Genomic DNA, 16,033 nt, shown 5'->3' on the forward strand with positions numbered 1-16,033 from the left:
GGTTATTTCGCGTCTTCAGCTAAGTATTCATCTTTAAGCTGCACGTAATTATCGGCAGACACTTTTAAAAAGCTCAGCTCTTGATCTGTTAAAGGGCGGGCTTGTTTCGCTGGGCTACCTACATACAAATAGCCAGACTCTAAACGCTTATTAGGAGGTACTAAAGCACCACCACCAATAATCACCTCGTCTTCTACAATCACGTTATCCATAATAATAGCGCCCATGCCCACGAGTATGCGGTTACCTAGAACGCAGCCATGCAGCATTACCTTATGACCCACGGTAACATCATCACCAATAATAAGTGGGTAACCCTCAGAATTGCTTTTAGTCGCTCTTGATAAATGTAAAACACTGCCATCTTGTATATTAGTACGCTTACCGATACGAATATGATTAACATCACCACGGGCAGCAACTAGTGGCCATACACTACTATCATCACCTAGGGTGATATCACCGACTAATACAGACGACTCGTCTATATAAACAGAATCATTAAACGCAGGAGTTATTCCTTTATAAGAACGTATTGCCATATATGCACCTTTAAATTAAACAATATGAATAGTATCAGTGTAACAGTAGCGCTTATTTAAGTACCAGCAAAGCCTGATTTGATTATAAAACTAGCTGTTTCATCTGTTTTAGCTCAGATACTGACCGAACAGTGTGTTTTTTTAGTTTTTCTTTAAAAAAGTACTTGCGTAAAAATCTGTTCTCCCTATAATGCGACCCCACTGAGACGGGGAACGCCAACGCATAGCGAGGAATGAGCTACTCAGAGAGTTAAGTAAAACTTAAGTTTAAATCATCGAAAGAAAGTTTAAAATTAAGTGTTGACTCGAAAAATAAAGGATGTATTATACGCATCCCTAGCGACAACGTCGCAACGTTCTTTAACAATATAAAGCAATCATCTGTGTGGGCACTCGTACAGATTGAGTTCTAACAGCCAAGCTACTTAGGTAGTGAGGCAAACAAATTTAGAGTCTCAATCGAAACTGAGTGACCAACAGAATAATTACTTAGGTAGTTATTCAGCACAGTCAATTCAATATCGAAAGATATTAAATAAATTCAGAATTCATTGAGCTGTCGAAAGACATAAAACTTTTTAATTGAAGAGTTTGATCATGGCTCAGATTGAACGCTGGCGGCAGGCCTAACACATGCAAGTCGAGCGGTAACATTTCTAGCTTGCTAGAAGATGACGAGCGGCGGACGGGTGAGTAATGCTTGGGAACATGCCTTGAGGTGGGGGACAACAGTTGGAAACGACTGCTAATACCGCATAATGTCTACGGACCAAAGGGGGCTTCGGCTCTCGCCTTTAGATTGGCCCAAGTGGGATTAGCTAGTTGGTGAGGTAATGGCTCACCAAGGCGACGATCCCTAGCTGGTTTGAGAGGATGATCAGCCACACTGGGACTGAGACACGGCCCAGACTCCTACGGGAGGCAGCAGTGGGGAATATTGCACAATGGGCGCAAGCCTGATGCAGCCATGCCGCGTGTGTGAAGAAGGCCTTCGGGTTGTAAAGCACTTTCAGTCAGGAGGAAAGGTTAGTAGTTAATACCTGCTAGCTGTGACGTTACTGACAGAAGAAGCACCGGCTAACTCCGTGCCAGCAGCCGCGGTAATACGGAGGGTGCGAGCGTTAATCGGAATTACTGGGCGTAAAGCGTACGCAGGCGGTTTGTTAAGCGAGATGTGAAAGCCCCGGGCTCAACCTGGGAACTGCATTTCGAACTGGCAAACTAGAGTGTGATAGAGGGTGGTAGAATTTCAGGTGTAGCGGTGAAATGCGTAGAGATCTGAAGGAATACCGATGGCGAAGGCAGCCACCTGGGTCAACACTGACGCTCATGTACGAAAGCGTGGGGAGCAAACAGGATTAGATACCCTGGTAGTCCACGCCGTAAACGATGTCTACTAGAAGCTCGGAACCTCGGTTCTGTTTTTCAAAGCTAACGCATTAAGTAGACCGCCTGGGGAGTACGGCCGCAAGGTTAAAACTCAAATGAATTGACGGGGGCCCGCACAAGCGGTGGAGCATGTGGTTTAATTCGATGCAACGCGAAGAACCTTACCTACACTTGACATACAGAGAACTTACTAGAGATAGTTTGGTGCCTTCGGGAACTCTGATACAGGTGCTGCATGGCTGTCGTCAGCTCGTGTTGTGAGATGTTGGGTTAAGTCCCGCAACGAGCGCAACCCCTATCCTTAGTTGCTAGCAGGTAATGCTGAGAACTCTAAGGAGACTGCCGGTGATAAACCGGAGGAAGGTGGGGACGACGTCAAGTCATCATGGCCCTTACGTGTAGGGCTACACACGTGCTACAATGGCGCATACAGAGTGCTGCGAACTCGCGAGAGTAAGCGAATCACTTAAAGTGCGTCGTAGTCCGGATTGGAGTCTGCAACTCGACTCCATGAAGTCGGAATCGCTAGTAATCGCGTATCAGAATGACGCGGTGAATACGTTCCCGGGCCTTGTACACACCGCCCGTCACACCATGGGAGTGGGTTGCTCCAGAAGTAGATAGTCTAACCCTCGGGAGGACGTTTACCACGGAGTGATTCATGACTGGGGTGAAGTCGTAACAAGGTAGCCCTAGGGGAACCTGGGGCTGGATCACCTCCTTATACGATTTAGAACTTATTTGTTCGTAGTGTCCACACAGATGATTGTTAATTGTAAAGAGAACAACACTTATTGTTTGGGTCTGTAGCTCAGCTGGTTAGAGCGCACCCCTGATAAGGGTGAGGTCGGTAGTTCAAATCTACTCAGACCCACCACTTCTTCTTAATACTTCGTTGTAAGCTTCGTTGTTTAGTAAACTAAACGGCCTCAACTTACGCCTTGTCTTAAAAAGAAGTCGGTATACAAACAGTAAGACCAGCATATGTGGGGCTATAGCTCAGCTGGGAGAGCGCCTGCCTTGCACGCAGGAGGTCAGCAGTTCGATCCTGCTTAGCTCCACCACTTTACTTCTTAAAAATAAATATTCTTTTATCGGGTAGCACAATCACCTGAGAATAGAGTGTGTTTAATTTTGAGAAGTTTTTGATTCTCTGCTCTTTAAAAATTTGGAAAAGCTGATAATAAAATTCGTATGAATACATTGTATTTGTACAGAGTTTTCAAAAGTAAAAAAGAATGATAGCAGTATCATTCAGTGCCATTTAATAAACGTTTACGTTTGTTGATTGGTATCTACTTTAGTATTCAATATTAACTTCTGGCGAAGTTAAACTGTCACAAAACAAAGACCCGTTTGGGTTGTATGGTTAAGTGACTAAGCGTACACGGTGGATGCCTTGGCAGTTGGAGGCGATGAAGGACGTATTAACTTGCGATAAGCCTAGTCAAGCTAGTAAAAAGCACTTGAGACTAGGATTTCCGAATGGGGAAACCCACCTGCTTGCAGGTATCGTTAACTGAATACATAGGTTAACGAGGCGAACGCGGAGAACTGAAACATCTAAGTACCCGTAGGAAAAGAAATCAACCGAGATTCCGATAGTAGCGGCGAGCGAAATCGGAACAGCCCTTAAGCTTATTATGTGTTAATGGAAGGCTCTGGAAAGTGCCACGATACAGGGTGATAGTCCCGTACATGAAAACGCATTTTAAGTGAAATCGAGTAGGTCGGAGCACGTGAAACTTTGACTGAATATAGGTGGACCATCATCTAAGGCTAAATACTCCCAACTGACCGATAGTGAACCAGTACCGTGAGGGAAAGGCGAAAAGAACCCCTGTGAGGGGAGTGAAATAGAACCTGAAACCGTGTACGTACAAGCAGTAGGAGCCCACTTGTTGGGTGACTGCGTACCTTTTGTATAATGGGTCAGCGACTTATATTTTGTAGCGAGGTTAACCGATTAGGGTAGCCGTAGGGAAACCGAGTCTTAACTGGGCGAATAGTTGCAAGGTATAGACCCGAAACCCGGTGATCTAGCCATGGGCAGGTTGAAGGTTGAGTAACATCAACTGGAGGACCGAACCCACTAACGTTGAAAAGTTAGGGGATGACCTGTGGTTAGGAGTGAAAGGCTAATCAAACCGGGAGATAGCTGGTTCTCCCCGAAATCTATTTAGGTAGAGCCTCGGACGAATACTTACGGGGGTAGAGCACTGTTAAGGCTAGGGGGTCATCCCGACTTACCAACCCTTTGCAAACTCCGAATACCGTAAAGTAATATCCGGGAGACACACGGCGGGTGCTAACGTCCGTCGTGAAGAGGGAAACAACCCAGACCGCCAGCTAAGGTCCCAAAGTCATAGTTAAGTGGGAAACGATGTGGAAAGGCCCAGACAGCCAGGAGGTTGGCTTAGAAGCAGCCATCCTTTAAAGAAAGCGTAATAGCTCACTGGTCGAGTCGGTCTGCGCGGAAGATGTAACGGGGCTAAACTATGCACCGAAGCTGCGGATTCAAAATTTATTTTGAGTGGTAGGGGAGCGTTCTGTAAGCGGTTGAAGGTGTACCGGGAGGTATGCTGGACGTATCAGAAGTGCGAATGCTGACATGAGTAACGATAATGCGGGTGAAAAACCCGCACGCCGGAAGACCAAGGGTTCCTATCCCATGTTAATCAGGGTAGGGTAAGTCGACCCCTAAGGCGAGGCCGAAAGGCGTAGTCGATGGGAAACGGATTAATATTTCCGTACTTGGTATAATTGCGATGGGGGGACGGAGCAGGCTAAGCAAGCATGGCGATGGTAGTCCATGTGAAAGTGTGTAGGCTAGTGACTTAGGTAAATCCGGGTTACTGTTAGGCTGAGACACGAGACGAGTCACCAAGGTGATGAAGTTGCTGATGCCATACTTCCAGGAAAAGCCTCTAAGCTTCAGATTATACCGAATCGTACCCCAAACCGACACAGGTGGTCAGGTAGAGAATACTAAGGCGCTTGAGAGAACTCGGGTGAAGGAACTAGGCAAAATCGTACCGTAACTTCGGGAGAAGGTACGCTCCGATTGGTGATGAGACTTGCTCTTTAAGCTGATTGGAGCCGCAGTGACCAGGTGGCTGGGACTGTTTATTAAAAACACAGCACTGTGCAAAATCGCAAGATGACGTATACGGTGTGACACCTGCCCGGTGCCGGAAGGTTAATTGATGGGGTTATCTTCGGAGAAGCTCTTGATCGAAGCCCCGGTAAACGGCGGCCGTAACTATAACGGTCCTAAGGTAGCGAAATTCCTTGTCGGGTAAGTTCCGACCTGCACGAATGGTGTAACCATGGCCACGCTGTCTCCACCCGAGACTCAGTGAAATTGAAATCGCAGTGAAGATGCTGTGTACCCGCGGCTAGACGGAAAGACCCCGTGAACCTTTACTACAGCTTGGCACTGAACATTGAACCTACATGTGTAGGATAGGTGGGAGACTTAGAAGCAGAGACGCTAGTTTTTGTGGAGTCGTCCTTGAAATACCACCCTTGTAGTTTTGATGTTCTAACGTTGGCCCCTGAATCGGGGTTACGGACAGTGCCTGGTGGGTAGTTTGACTGGGGCGGTCTCCTCCCAAAGAGTAACGGAGGAGCACGAAGGTTGGCTAAGTACGGTCGGACATCGTACGGTTAGTGTAATGGTAGAAGCCAGCTTAACTGCGAGACAGACACGTCGAGCAGGTACGAAAGTAGGTCATAGTGATCCGGTGGTTCTGAATGGAAGGGCCATCGCTCAACGGATAAAAGGTACTCCGGGGATAACAGGCTGATACCGCCCAAGAGTTCATATCGACGGCGGTGTTTGGCACCTCGATGTCGGCTCATCACATCCTGGGGCTGAAGTCGGTCCCAAGGGTATGGCTGTTCGCCATTTAAAGTGGTACGCGAGCTGGGTTTAGAACGTCGTGAGACAGTTCGGTCCCTATCTGCCGTGGGCGTTTGAGAATTGAGAGGGGTTGCTCCTAGTACGAGAGGACCGGAGTGAACGAACCGCTGGTGTTCGGGTTGTCATGCCAATGGCATTGCCCGGTAGCTACGTTCGGAACTGATAAGCGCTGAAAGCATCTAAGCGCGAAGCAGGCCTCGAGATGAGTTCTCACTAGACTTTTAAAGTCTCTGAAGGGCCGTTGAAGACTACAACGTTGATAGGCAAGATGTGGAAGTGGTGTGAGCCATTAAGCTAACTTGTACTAATTACCCGTGAGGCTTAACCATACAACGCCAAACGCGTTTTATGTGATAGTTTAAGCGAAGAAGTTAATATAACTAAAGTAGATTACTTGAAGACTTTATTATCAGAGATTCCAAATTTTAGTAAGGTCGATTAAATCGACCTTACACCAAATTTGCTTGGTGACAATAGCGTTTTGGACCCACCTGACCCCATGCCGAACTCAGTAGTGAAACGAAACAGCGCCGATGATAGTGTAGCATTTGCTATGTGAAAGTAGGACATTACCAGGCTCCAAATTAAAGAAAGCCCGACTAGCAATAGTCGGGCTTTTTTACGTCTGCAGGAAAGTGAAAATGCAGGTTCGAGGTGAAATACTTCAAAACTTATAACTGAGGGCTTAACACTGACTTGTCTTTAGAGTAACTGTCCTACTTCTTAGCGACAGCGCAGTAGCATGTAGTGGCAGAACAGCGTGGAGAGTCATAATGAAGGCATGAAGGATTATACCAATCCGCAATAATACTCAATCATTTTGCGGGGCTAAACGTGTCGCTATCTGCGTTAAAAAATTCTCATTTAGAACAACTAAATAGCGAATTTTTTGCCTAGCTATCAATCCGTTTTTCCTGCCTGAAAATAGACCGCTTAATTAAGCGAATTGGTATTGTTTCTTCCTTTTAACTGGTGCCTTTCCATCAGCATTCTCCCTTTACTGATCTCAGTTATTCTCCTTGCACCTTTAAACTAGTCCCTAAATTATCATCTTGTTGCAATTTCATTGTTGGTTTAATAACTGTCCTGTGTAAAACTATCTAGGATAATTTAGTAAATCAGGTGACATGAATGTCGAATATAAAAGCTTGGAAACTTCTCAGCCTGTTTTGTTTGTTTACAGCACTGATTGGTTGTCAATCTAAAGAAGAACAGCTACAACAAACAATTCAAGAGTCCATTAAAAAGGCCGATGTCGAGCTTACTCAGCTTGGTAAAGCACTTGATAATGGTAGTATACGTAATGCGATTATTCTTAAAGAATACAGTCGTATCCTTAAACAACAGCAACCTGAACTCAGTAAGGTTGTTGATGTAGTTAGCCTTGATGCCACACGCCAGGGAGCCCTTTATAGTGGCTTAACCCAACGCCTTGATGATATTAAGGGTAATTACTTAATTCCTCCTTACGAAGACACTTTATACAATATTGATTTATTGCGTGAGGCAGCAAAGCCAACGTTATTTTCTGATGCCTTAACCGATCCTATTAATATGCTTGCGGATATGTCGAATGGTTCTTTGGCACGAGTTGGTGCTATAAGCCAAAAAGCTGAAGGCGAAGGGGTCGGTAACCAAATGGTAGGTAATCCTAACTATGGTAATTGGCAAACGAATAGTAGCGGTATTAGCTTTTGGCAATGGTACGGCATGTACCGTATTTTGGGTGATGTATTTGACCGAGTTGAATACGGAAGTTGGAGTAAACGCCGTAAGTATAGTTACTACAATGACTATGGTCGTACTCGTTACTCAAGCCCTAAACAAATAAAAACCCAAAGTGCATTAGAAACACGTACACGACAATCTTACCAACGCCAAGGCAAGCAGTTCACTAGTCCTTATGCGAGTAAAAAAACAGGTGCATCAGGTTTGAGTCGCAGCAGTTATACGCCGCCTAAAAGTCGCAGCAGTTACTCAAGAGCGAGTAGTTATAGCAATAATTCAGGATCGGTTCGTAATAGCAGTAGCAGAACCTCGCGCGGCGTAAGTCGTGGTAAGTAAAGAATAACGTTGGAGTTAGAATAATATGTATGAATTTAATGGAATAACTATGTGGTCTTTGCAAGCACTGTCTGTGGACTTTGCAATTATCATCTTACTGTTTGTGAGCTTAAAGTATATTAAAGGTTGGGTATCTAATTTACACGCCAATGATGAAATTACCGAGCGCGATAACTTTGCATTTGGAATAAGCTTTGCCGCTGGTTTGGTAGCACTTGCGATTGTGTTAACGGGCGTGAGTAGTGGTGCCTTTGCTGCTACGTTACAAAAAGAAGCTCTGTTAATGCTTGGCTATGGCGCATTAGCAATTTTGCTTATAAAGCTGGGTCACTTTTTTCAAGATAAAGTGGCGCTGCGTAAAGTGAGCTTACATAACGAAATAGTCAAAGGTAACGTTACTGCGTCAATTATTGATTTTGGCCATGTAGTAAGTGTTGCAGTGGTTATCCGCTCTGCACTATTGTGGGTTGCTACTGAAGGTTGGCATGGCATTCCTATTGTTATTGCTGCGTTTGTCATTGGTAGTGTGGTATTGCTGTTAGTAAGCCAATATCGCGTGCAGTTATTTAAGCGCACCAATAAAAGTGGCGACTGCCTACAACAGGCTATTATTGATGGTAATTTAGCAGTAGGTGTTCGTTATGCAGGCTTTTTAATTGGTAGTGCATTAGCCATTACTGCTGCAACAGGCATTGCTCCTTATGCTGCTGACAATATTAATGCGAGTTTACTTTACTGGGCGCTAAGCGCCGTTGTTTGTTTGGTTGCTTTCATTTTACTGCACTTACTGACGATTAAAATCATTCTTGCTGGCTGTAATATTTCAGATGAAGTGAATCGTCAAAAGAATGTGGGTGTTGCCGCTATTTCTGCAGCTGTGTCATTTGCTGTCGGGATCACTATGGCCACACTACTGGGTGCATAATCACGTGTCATCAACTCAAGCTTCCCCAAGTAAATTTAATTTACTTGGGCATGATATTTTACTGATCACTGTTATGGCCGTACTCGCTGGGTGCGGCCTTATTTATGAATACTTACTTTCTCATTATGCTGGCCGAGTACTCGGCTCAGTTGAGAGTGCAATTTACGCCATGATAGGCACTATGATTGTAGCTATGGGGATGGGTGCATTTTTAGCGCGTTGGTTTAAAGATGCCTTTACCGCATTTGCTTGGCTAGAGAGTATTATTGCGCTCATAGGTATGGGCTGTATATTAGCCATTGCCAGCATTATTGCCGTGAGTTATTCACTCCCTCATTTATTCTCAAGTATTTTTAATATTCCACCTGACGTTATTCTTAATGGTTACGTGTTTCAAAAGCTGCAAGAGTGGTCTCGCTTTTTACCTTATGTATTTGGCTTAATATTAGGGCTATTTATTGGTATGGAAATACCGCTTATTGCGCGCATTCGCCAGCATGTTTATGGACGTTTTTTAGAAAATAACGCCGGCACTATATATGGGGCTGACTATATTGGCGCTGGTATTGGCGCGGCAATTTGGGTGAGTATTATGCTCGCAATGCCAATAATGCAAGCCGCCGCTTGGACAGCGCTATTTAACATTATTGCCGGACTTGCCTTTTTATGGCGTTATCATAGCTATGTACGCTTTGCTAAGTTGCTATTGGTTTGCCATATATTACTGCTGGTGTTATTCGCTTTTATTTTGCAGTTTGGTAGTAGCTGGATGGATAACCTAAGTAACGTACTATACAAAGATAAAGTTATTTACTCTCAGGCGACTAAGTATCAACATGTGGTGCTAACAGAGCGTTTAAGTAAAAATCAGCCTCAGCCAATTACTGATCTATATTTAAATGGTCGTTTGCAGTTCTCTAGTGTAGATGAGCAAATATATCACTCAATGCTTGTTTATCCTGCAATGCTCGCATCTAATCGTCATGACCGTGTTTTGATTATTGGTGGCGGTGACGGATTAGCCATGCGTGATGTATTAAAGTGGCCAGTCAAAGAAGTCACACTAATTGATTTAGATGGCCAGCTACTGAATTTATTTGGCCATGAAGACGATAAATTCACACCGCCAGAAGAGATTAAACAGCGGTTGGTAGCACTCAATAATGAATCGATGCATGACCCGCGAGCAAATATTATTGTGGGCGATGCATTTTTAGAAGTTGAAAAGCTACTGGATCAGTCAAAGCAATTCGATACTATTTTAATTGATTTGCCAGACCCTAATCACCCTGATCTTAATAAGATGTACAGCGATTACTTTTATAATCATGTACGCCAATTATTAGCGCCTGATGGTGCTATGGCGGTACAGTCAACATCGCCTTATCATGCGAAAAAGGCATTTTTAAGTATTGCCAAAACGGTGAAAGCCGCAGGTTTTGATTATGTAGAGCAATATCAGCAAAACATTCCTTCGTTTGGTCAATGGGGATGGACTATTGCGACTAAAATGGGGCAATCACCTAGTGCCCGTATTAGCAATATAACTGATATGCCAGTGCCATCTCGGTGGATTAGTAAAAAATATTTATTAGCGAGTTTTGCATTTCCTAATAACTATTTTGAACAAGTGAACGATATTGAAGTCAATAGGTTAGGTTCTGGTCGCTTATATGATTACTACCGAGCAGCTTGGCAAATAGAAAGTGAATTGTATAAAAATTAATAAAACATGGTTGACATAATATGTCGGTCGTGCGAATCTTAACTCAGACATAATATGTCAAACGACAAAAAGGCAGAGACATGGAATTAAATGAACTTTCAATAAAATTAGCGTCTTTTGAAACCGAGGGTGCTAACTTTGAGTCTTTCTTGATTGCCAATCCAGGTGAGCAAGATGTTTTACAAGTCATTGTTGATGGAAATGACGAGCTTCCAATTTTTGTTACTCAAACACAAGAGCAATTACTATGTATTAGCTACTTGTTTGACGAAGATGAAGTAAAAAGTGAATTACGCAACGAGTTAAACGAAACATTACTGCGTTTAAACGTGCCAATTCCACTGAGTGCATTTGCTAAGATCGATAATAAATACGCGATTTTTGGTGCACTGTCGGTAAATTCATCTCTAGATGATGTTACCCACGAACTAGTGACATTAGCTGATAACGCTATAGATGCACTAGAAGCCGTGACCTTATATTTAAACGATTAGTAGCTAGTTAGTGGAGTTAAGATTATGAGTATTTTAAAAAAATTATTTACAGCAGTACGTGGCGGCGCACGTGAAGCAGGCGAAGCAATTGTTGATGCCAATGGTATTCGTATTTTTGAGCAAGAAATTGCTGATGCACAAAATGCGTTACACCGTGCTAAAAAAAGCCTAACAGAAGTAATGGCTAAAGAAATGCAAACTAAGCGTAAAATTAGCGCAGTAGATGCATCAATTGCTGAGCATGAAGCTTATGCAGGTCAAGCCCTTGAAAAAGGTAATGAAGCATTAGCATTAGAAATTGCAGAAAAAATTGGTGACTTTGAAGCTGAGAAAGCTGAGCACGAGCAAGTGTTAGCGGGCTTTAGTAATCACATAGTGACTTTGAAGCAGCAAGTAAAAGATGCTGAAAAATCAATTAAGGAAAATCAGCGTCAGCTTACTATGGTTAAAACCACAGAAAGCGTTCAGCAAGCGACAATGGCTGTAAACAGCACGCTTAATACTAATAATTCATCAATGACATCGGCGCGTCAGTCGCTTGAGCGTATTAAGCAACGCCAACAAGACCGTACTGATCAATTAGGTGCTGCAAAGTCTCTAGAAGCAGATGTTAATGGCGACGATTTAAAAGCTAAAATGGCTGAAGCAGGTATTGGTGATACGAATCCAAAAAGTGCTGATATTTTAGCGCGCATTAAAGCGAAGCAAAATAGCTAACATTTAGAACCATATCAAAAAGGTAACCGAGTTTCGCTCCGTTACCTTTTTTGCTTACAGAGGCACCTTATATGTTTAATTTTTTCAAATCTAAAAAAAAGCCAGAACGTCAGCTTAATCATGCGAGTGACCTTAAAAAAGGCGACATGTTTACTGTCATTGATTCGTTTGCTTATCCTTCATGGCTTAAAGGTCAAACGTTGCGCGTTATTGATGTGCAAACGTATCAGTACCAACACAGCAGTGATACTGAATTTGTACTTGAAACTAACACTGGCCAAGTGGTGTTTTTACAAATAGAGCAAAATGATGGTGAACAGTGGGCAAACTTCTCTATAAAAATTCAGCGTGATGAAGTTGAAGAGATTTTTGGTCTTGATGAATTTGCGCGTATTTTTGATGAAGAGTCATTAACACATATCACGGTACAAAATACCCCTGAGCGTTTTATGCAATTTTTAGCGAAAAGCTATCAACAAAGTGAATCGCCTTATGTATGTTATTTTCATAATAAAGACTTTCGTGGCCAAACGCTGCCTCGCTATGAGCAAGAAGGTGGTGAACCATGCGAAATGATTTGCTTAGCCTCTCCTGATGAAGGACATAGCGTTAATATAGAGATTTGGGAGGGAGGTGAAACAGAAGTCTCACTGACGTTAACTCGCCCAATTAGCGATATTGTTGATTTGTTTCCTGGAGATGCCCAGTGAGTGATGCTAAAGACAAGTGGTTGCGCCAAGAGCAAGCTGTGCGCGCCACGCAAATGGCATTTGATTTGAGTAGTGAGGTACAAAAGTCGATAAAAAAACAAGCTATCGATCAAGAGCTCACTCCCTCAGATATGATCCGTAAAATTTTAGGTCTTGATGTAAAGTCTAAAAAAACACGGCAACGACTATCGTTTAATTTAAATGATGACGAAATAGCGCAATTGGCTAGCCGGTTTGAAGTGGCAGTAGATGATAAAAGAGCGGTAAAGCAACAGGTAGCAGAGTTACTCATTGAGCATACAAAAAAGACTAAGTAACCCTTTTGCCTTCTTTATGTAAAATACTTACACTGGGGCTATTATTTTCTAAAAAAGTGCCGCTGTGAATATCTTATTGATTGCCTACTTACTCATGTTTGCTTTATTTGGCACGGCGGCAAGCTACTTCGTGCGTTTTATATATGCTTACTGGGTACAGAAAAAAATGCCACTGGAATACATTTTTAAGGCAGGTGTGTGTATTTTCATGGTGGTGGTTATTTCGGTGTTAATACCACTATTAGATTAACACCGAAACGAACTGCTACTGGTAGTTAACTGTTTTACATTGATTATCAATACATAAAGAGTGGACTTCTAGCACTGGTGAACAGTCTTTGAACTCAAGCATTGCATTATCTAGTTGTTCTTGCTCAGTGATTTTTTGCGCTAATTGCTCTGCTTGTTCTTGAGAGTGATTTAATGTTGAGTACACAACATACTTACTCGGCCCCCCACAGACACGCGAGCCAACACCTAACACCTTACATTGATAGCTGGCTGTGCAGCTTTTATTACTTGTAAGCTCATTAAGTTGAGTATTTAAAACAGATTCACTCGCGTTTTGAGCTTTGCTTGATGTTAGTGCACTACTGCAACCGCTAAGCAGCATAGTCATAACAACACAGGTAGCTGATAGCTTAATTACGGATGACAAACAACTCATAATCTAATCCTTAAAATACACTTACCGCAGAGCCTTCAAGTTTAACACATTTATTTTCAACACACTGAGTGCTTGGCACAGTTAAATGTTGGCAAATACTCATCATGCCTTTTTGCGCATTATAGGTACTTTCCAATTGAGTGATAGTATCGCTTAGGGCTGAAACCTGCTCTTGGGGTGCGCTTTGTGTAGAGTACACAATGTAATCACTTGGTCCACCACAGGCACGGCTACCAACAGCACTGACTTTACACTGTGAACTAGTTGAACATTGTTTATCTGCTATGAGGTTATTTAATTTATTTTTTGCTGTTTTAATATCATCAAGCGACACTTCTTTTGCAGCATCAACCGGTAGTTGCTGTGCTATTTTATTTTGCTTATTCGCTTGTGGTAGTTTTTGTTGTGGTATCGGCGTAGACGTGTTTTCTACCGCATTGGTTTTAGTTTGCTCAGTTTCATTTGAGGTGGTTTCTAAGCAAGCTGTTAAGCAAAGCGTTAGCAGTAGAGCGAGTAATGGAGTACGCATAATCGTTCCTGATAGTGATGAATTATTCATCACTATCATACACGGTGCATCCATTACGGCAATAAAAACTCTACTATCAATATATTAAAGCGCCATTAATGGCGCTTTTACATTAACCCACCTTGGGTTAATTTAGCTGGATTGAGTAATCCCTCTAATTCTGAGCGAGATAGGTCAGTCTCTTGCTCGGCGATATCAATAATTGGCTTTGCTTGCTGGTAAGCTTGTTTGGCAATTTTTGCTGCTTTTTCATAGCCAATAACTGGGTTGAGTGCAGTAACTAAAATAGGATTTTTAGTCAGCGCTTTATCAATCTGTGCTTGATTAACTTTAAAGCTAGCAATGGCTTTATCCGCTAGTGCTTGCGCACTGTTAGCAAGTATCTCTGTACTTTGCAGGATATTATAAGCAATCACGGGTAGCATTACGTTAAGCTCAAAGTTGCCAGCTTGGCCTGCTACGGTAATTGTGGCGTCGTTACCGATTACTTGCGCACTAGCCATTGCAGCGGCTTCTGGGATCACCGGGTTCACTTTGCCAGGCATAATGGATGAACCAGGCTGCAATGCTTCAAGCTCTATTTCACCAAGTCCCGCAAGCGGCCCTGAATTCATCCAACGTAGATCGTTGGCTATTTTCATTTGCGCAACGGCATAGACTTTCAGCTGCCCTGATAAAGCCACAATGGCATCTTGCGAGCCAATATTATAAAAAAAGTTATCACTGGGGATAAAGTTAATCCCTACTTTTTCACTTAGCTGTTTGGCAAATAGCGTAGCAAATTGTGGATCGGCATTAATACCGGTGCCGACCGCTGTTCCCCCCTGAGCCAGCTCACAAACACGTATTAGTGCATGCTCAATACCGCTGGCTGCGTGCTTTACCTGCGATTGCCATGCGCTGAGTGTTTGCTCAAAGGTCACTGGCATTGCATCCATTAAATGAGTGCGCCCAGTTTTAACTATATGACCGATGTCTGCTTTTTTCTGCTCTAAGGCGTCGGCTAAGTTTGCTAGTGCTGGCAGTAATTTTTTATCAACACTGATAGCACTGCTTAAGGCGATTGCAGTGGGAATAACATCATTCGAGCTTTGTCCCATATTCACATCGTCGTTAGGGTGAATAGGTTGATTAGCATGTTTTGAAGCCAAACTTGCAATAACTTCGTTGGCATTCATATTTGAGCTGGTACCTGATCCCGTTTGAAAAATATCAACAGGGAAATGCTCATAATGTTTACCATCAATAATTTCTTGGCAGGCATGCTCGATTGCATTTGCTTTTGTTTTATCTAAATGGCCCAGCTTTAAATTGGTTAATGCTGCGGCTTGTTTTATATACGCTAAAGCAATAATAAATTGCTGTGGCATGGTGAGGTTGCTAATTGTAAAGTTATTAATGGCGCGTTGGGTTTGTGCTTTATAAAGTGCGTTAGCGGGTACGTCGAGTGTGCCCATGCTATCTGATTCTATTCTAAAGTTACTCATTAGTACTCCTAAAAAAGAGAATATATGACATTAAACTACGCTATATAAAAAGATATGGTGCTGTTATTGCTATTTACAACGGTATAGTTAAAAAGTAGGGGGCGTCAAGGCAAGTTAACAAGTGGGGTTAAAACTAAAAAGTCGACTTAAACGGATTTTAAGTCGACTTAAATAATGTATTTATATAAACAGCCAGTTATAAGGCTAAACAGAATTTTAATTGTAGCCAAGAATAAATATTTGGTCTGTTTCATGTTTGTTTTGTGCCTTTTGAGGGTGTTTTACATGAGAAAGTAAGTCGATAACCGTTGCTCTACAATCTGTTTCATGACTCGTTTTATCTAGGCTTTTATCGGTAATTGCCATTACAGCGTCTACGGCGGTATAGGGTGAAATATACATAATGTTATCCTTTTGTAGTTTAGTACTCATTAAGTGAGTAATTTAATAAAAGCATATAGCGTACCAGCTCGGTAAATATAATTTAACGTATTGAAATTAAAGTTATTTTATTATTTTGGTTAATTTACTCACGACAAAA

Annotated in this window: 13 protein-coding genes, 2 tRNA genes and 3 rRNA genes; 13 read left to right on the forward strand and 5 right to left on the reverse strand. The window is 42.6% G+C overall.

Annotation, left to right across the window (positions count from 1 at the left end; all coding sequences use genetic code 11):
* Positions 1–2: 2 nt before the first annotated feature.
* A complete protein-coding gene (locus ABZP26_RS00175) occupies positions 3–542 on the reverse strand; it encodes a gamma carbonic anhydrase family protein (protein WP_368485191.1) in 540 nt (179 codons plus the stop codon).
* Positions 543–1,121: 579 nt separating this feature from the next.
* Between ABZP26_RS00175 and ABZP26_RS00180 the strand changes: the two genes are divergently transcribed.
* The 13 genes from ABZP26_RS00180 (at position 1,122) to ABZP26_RS00240 (ending at position 13,059) form a co-directional block, all read left to right on the forward strand.
* A 16S ribosomal RNA gene (locus ABZP26_RS00180) occupies positions 1,122–2,655 on the forward strand.
* A gap of 76 nt (positions 2,656–2,731) precedes the next feature.
* Positions 2,732–2,808, forward strand: a tRNA-Ile gene (locus ABZP26_RS00185).
* A gap of 111 nt (positions 2,809–2,919) precedes the next feature.
* Positions 2,920–2,995: transfer RNA gene (locus ABZP26_RS00190), tRNA-Ala, on the forward strand.
* A 303-nt stretch (positions 2,996–3,298) separates the two neighbouring features.
* A 23S ribosomal RNA gene (locus ABZP26_RS00195) occupies positions 3,299–6,185 on the forward strand.
* 134 nt (positions 6,186–6,319) lie between these two features.
* Positions 6,320–6,434 (forward strand): 5S ribosomal RNA (gene rrf / locus ABZP26_RS00200).
* Together the 16S, 23S and 5S rRNA genes with 2 tRNA genes alongside form the textbook arrangement of a ribosomal RNA operon.
* Positions 6,435–6,987: 553 nt before the next feature.
* Entirely contained in the window at positions 6,988–7,920 is a 933-nt protein-coding gene (locus ABZP26_RS00205) for a hypothetical protein (RefSeq protein WP_010392530.1), read from the forward strand.
* Positions 7,921–7,945: 25 nt separating this feature from the next.
* Positions 7,946–8,845 (forward strand): DUF350 domain-containing protein, encoded by a 900-nt coding sequence (locus ABZP26_RS00210; RefSeq protein ID WP_013463678.1) that lies wholly within the window; start codon positions 7,946–7,948, stop codon positions 8,843–8,845.
* 4 nt (positions 8,846–8,849) lie between these two features.
* On the forward strand, positions 8,850–10,571 hold the full coding sequence (locus ABZP26_RS00215; protein ID WP_016900245.1) for a polyamine aminopropyltransferase: 1,722 nt from the start codon (positions 8,850–8,852) through the stop codon (positions 10,569–10,571).
* 80 nt (positions 10,572–10,651) lie between these two features.
* Entirely contained in the window at positions 10,652–11,065 is a 414-nt protein-coding gene (locus ABZP26_RS00220) for a YjfI family protein (protein ID WP_004335098.1), read from the forward strand.
* Between the two features lie 24 nt (positions 11,066–11,089).
* On the forward strand, positions 11,090–11,782 hold the full coding sequence (locus ABZP26_RS00225; protein WP_008113282.1) for a PspA/IM30 family protein: 693 nt from the start codon (positions 11,090–11,092) through the stop codon (positions 11,780–11,782).
* Between the two features lie 71 nt (positions 11,783–11,853).
* Entirely contained in the window at positions 11,854–12,492 is a 639-nt protein-coding gene (locus tag ABZP26_RS00230) for a hypothetical protein (protein WP_013463680.1), read from the forward strand.
* Positions 12,489–12,809: a hypothetical protein gene (locus ABZP26_RS00235; protein WP_008113280.1), complete on the forward strand. Its 321-nt coding sequence runs from the start codon at positions 12,489–12,491 to the stop codon at positions 12,807–12,809. Before ABZP26_RS00230 ends, ABZP26_RS00235 begins: the two co-directional genes overlap by 4 nt.
* Before the next feature lie 64 nt (positions 12,810–12,873).
* Positions 12,874–13,059 (forward strand): hypothetical protein, encoded by a 186-nt coding sequence (locus ABZP26_RS00240; RefSeq protein WP_008113278.1) that lies wholly within the window; start codon positions 12,874–12,876, stop codon positions 13,057–13,059.
* Positions 13,060–13,074: 15 nt separating this feature from the next.
* Here the strand turns inward: ABZP26_RS00240 and ABZP26_RS00245 are convergent, their stop codons facing one another.
* From ABZP26_RS00245 to ABZP26_RS00260, 4 genes are all read right to left on the reverse strand, one after another.
* Entirely contained in the window at positions 13,075–13,476 is a 402-nt protein-coding gene (locus ABZP26_RS00245) for a hypothetical protein (RefSeq protein WP_008113277.1), read from the reverse strand.
* 10 nt (positions 13,477–13,486) lie between these two features.
* Positions 13,487–14,005, reverse strand: coding sequence for a hypothetical protein (locus ABZP26_RS00250; RefSeq protein ID WP_368485602.1), 519 nt, complete (start codon positions 14,003–14,005; stop codon positions 13,487–13,489).
* A gap of 107 nt (positions 14,006–14,112) precedes the next feature.
* Complete coding sequence (locus ABZP26_RS00255; RefSeq protein ID WP_368485192.1) at positions 14,113–15,492, reverse strand: class II fumarate hydratase; 1,380 nt, start codon at positions 15,490–15,492, stop codon at positions 14,113–14,115.
* A gap of 216 nt (positions 15,493–15,708) precedes the next feature.
* Positions 15,709–15,894, reverse strand: coding sequence for a hypothetical protein (locus tag ABZP26_RS00260; protein ID WP_368485193.1), 186 nt, complete (start codon positions 15,892–15,894; stop codon positions 15,709–15,711).
* Between the last annotated feature and the right edge of the window lie 139 nt (positions 15,895–16,033).

This window comes from Pseudoalteromonas sp. SD03 (genome assembly GCF_040937955.1).
In the GTDB taxonomy this organism is placed as follows: domain Bacteria; phylum Pseudomonadota; class Gammaproteobacteria; order Enterobacterales; family Alteromonadaceae; genus Pseudoalteromonas; species Pseudoalteromonas tetraodonis.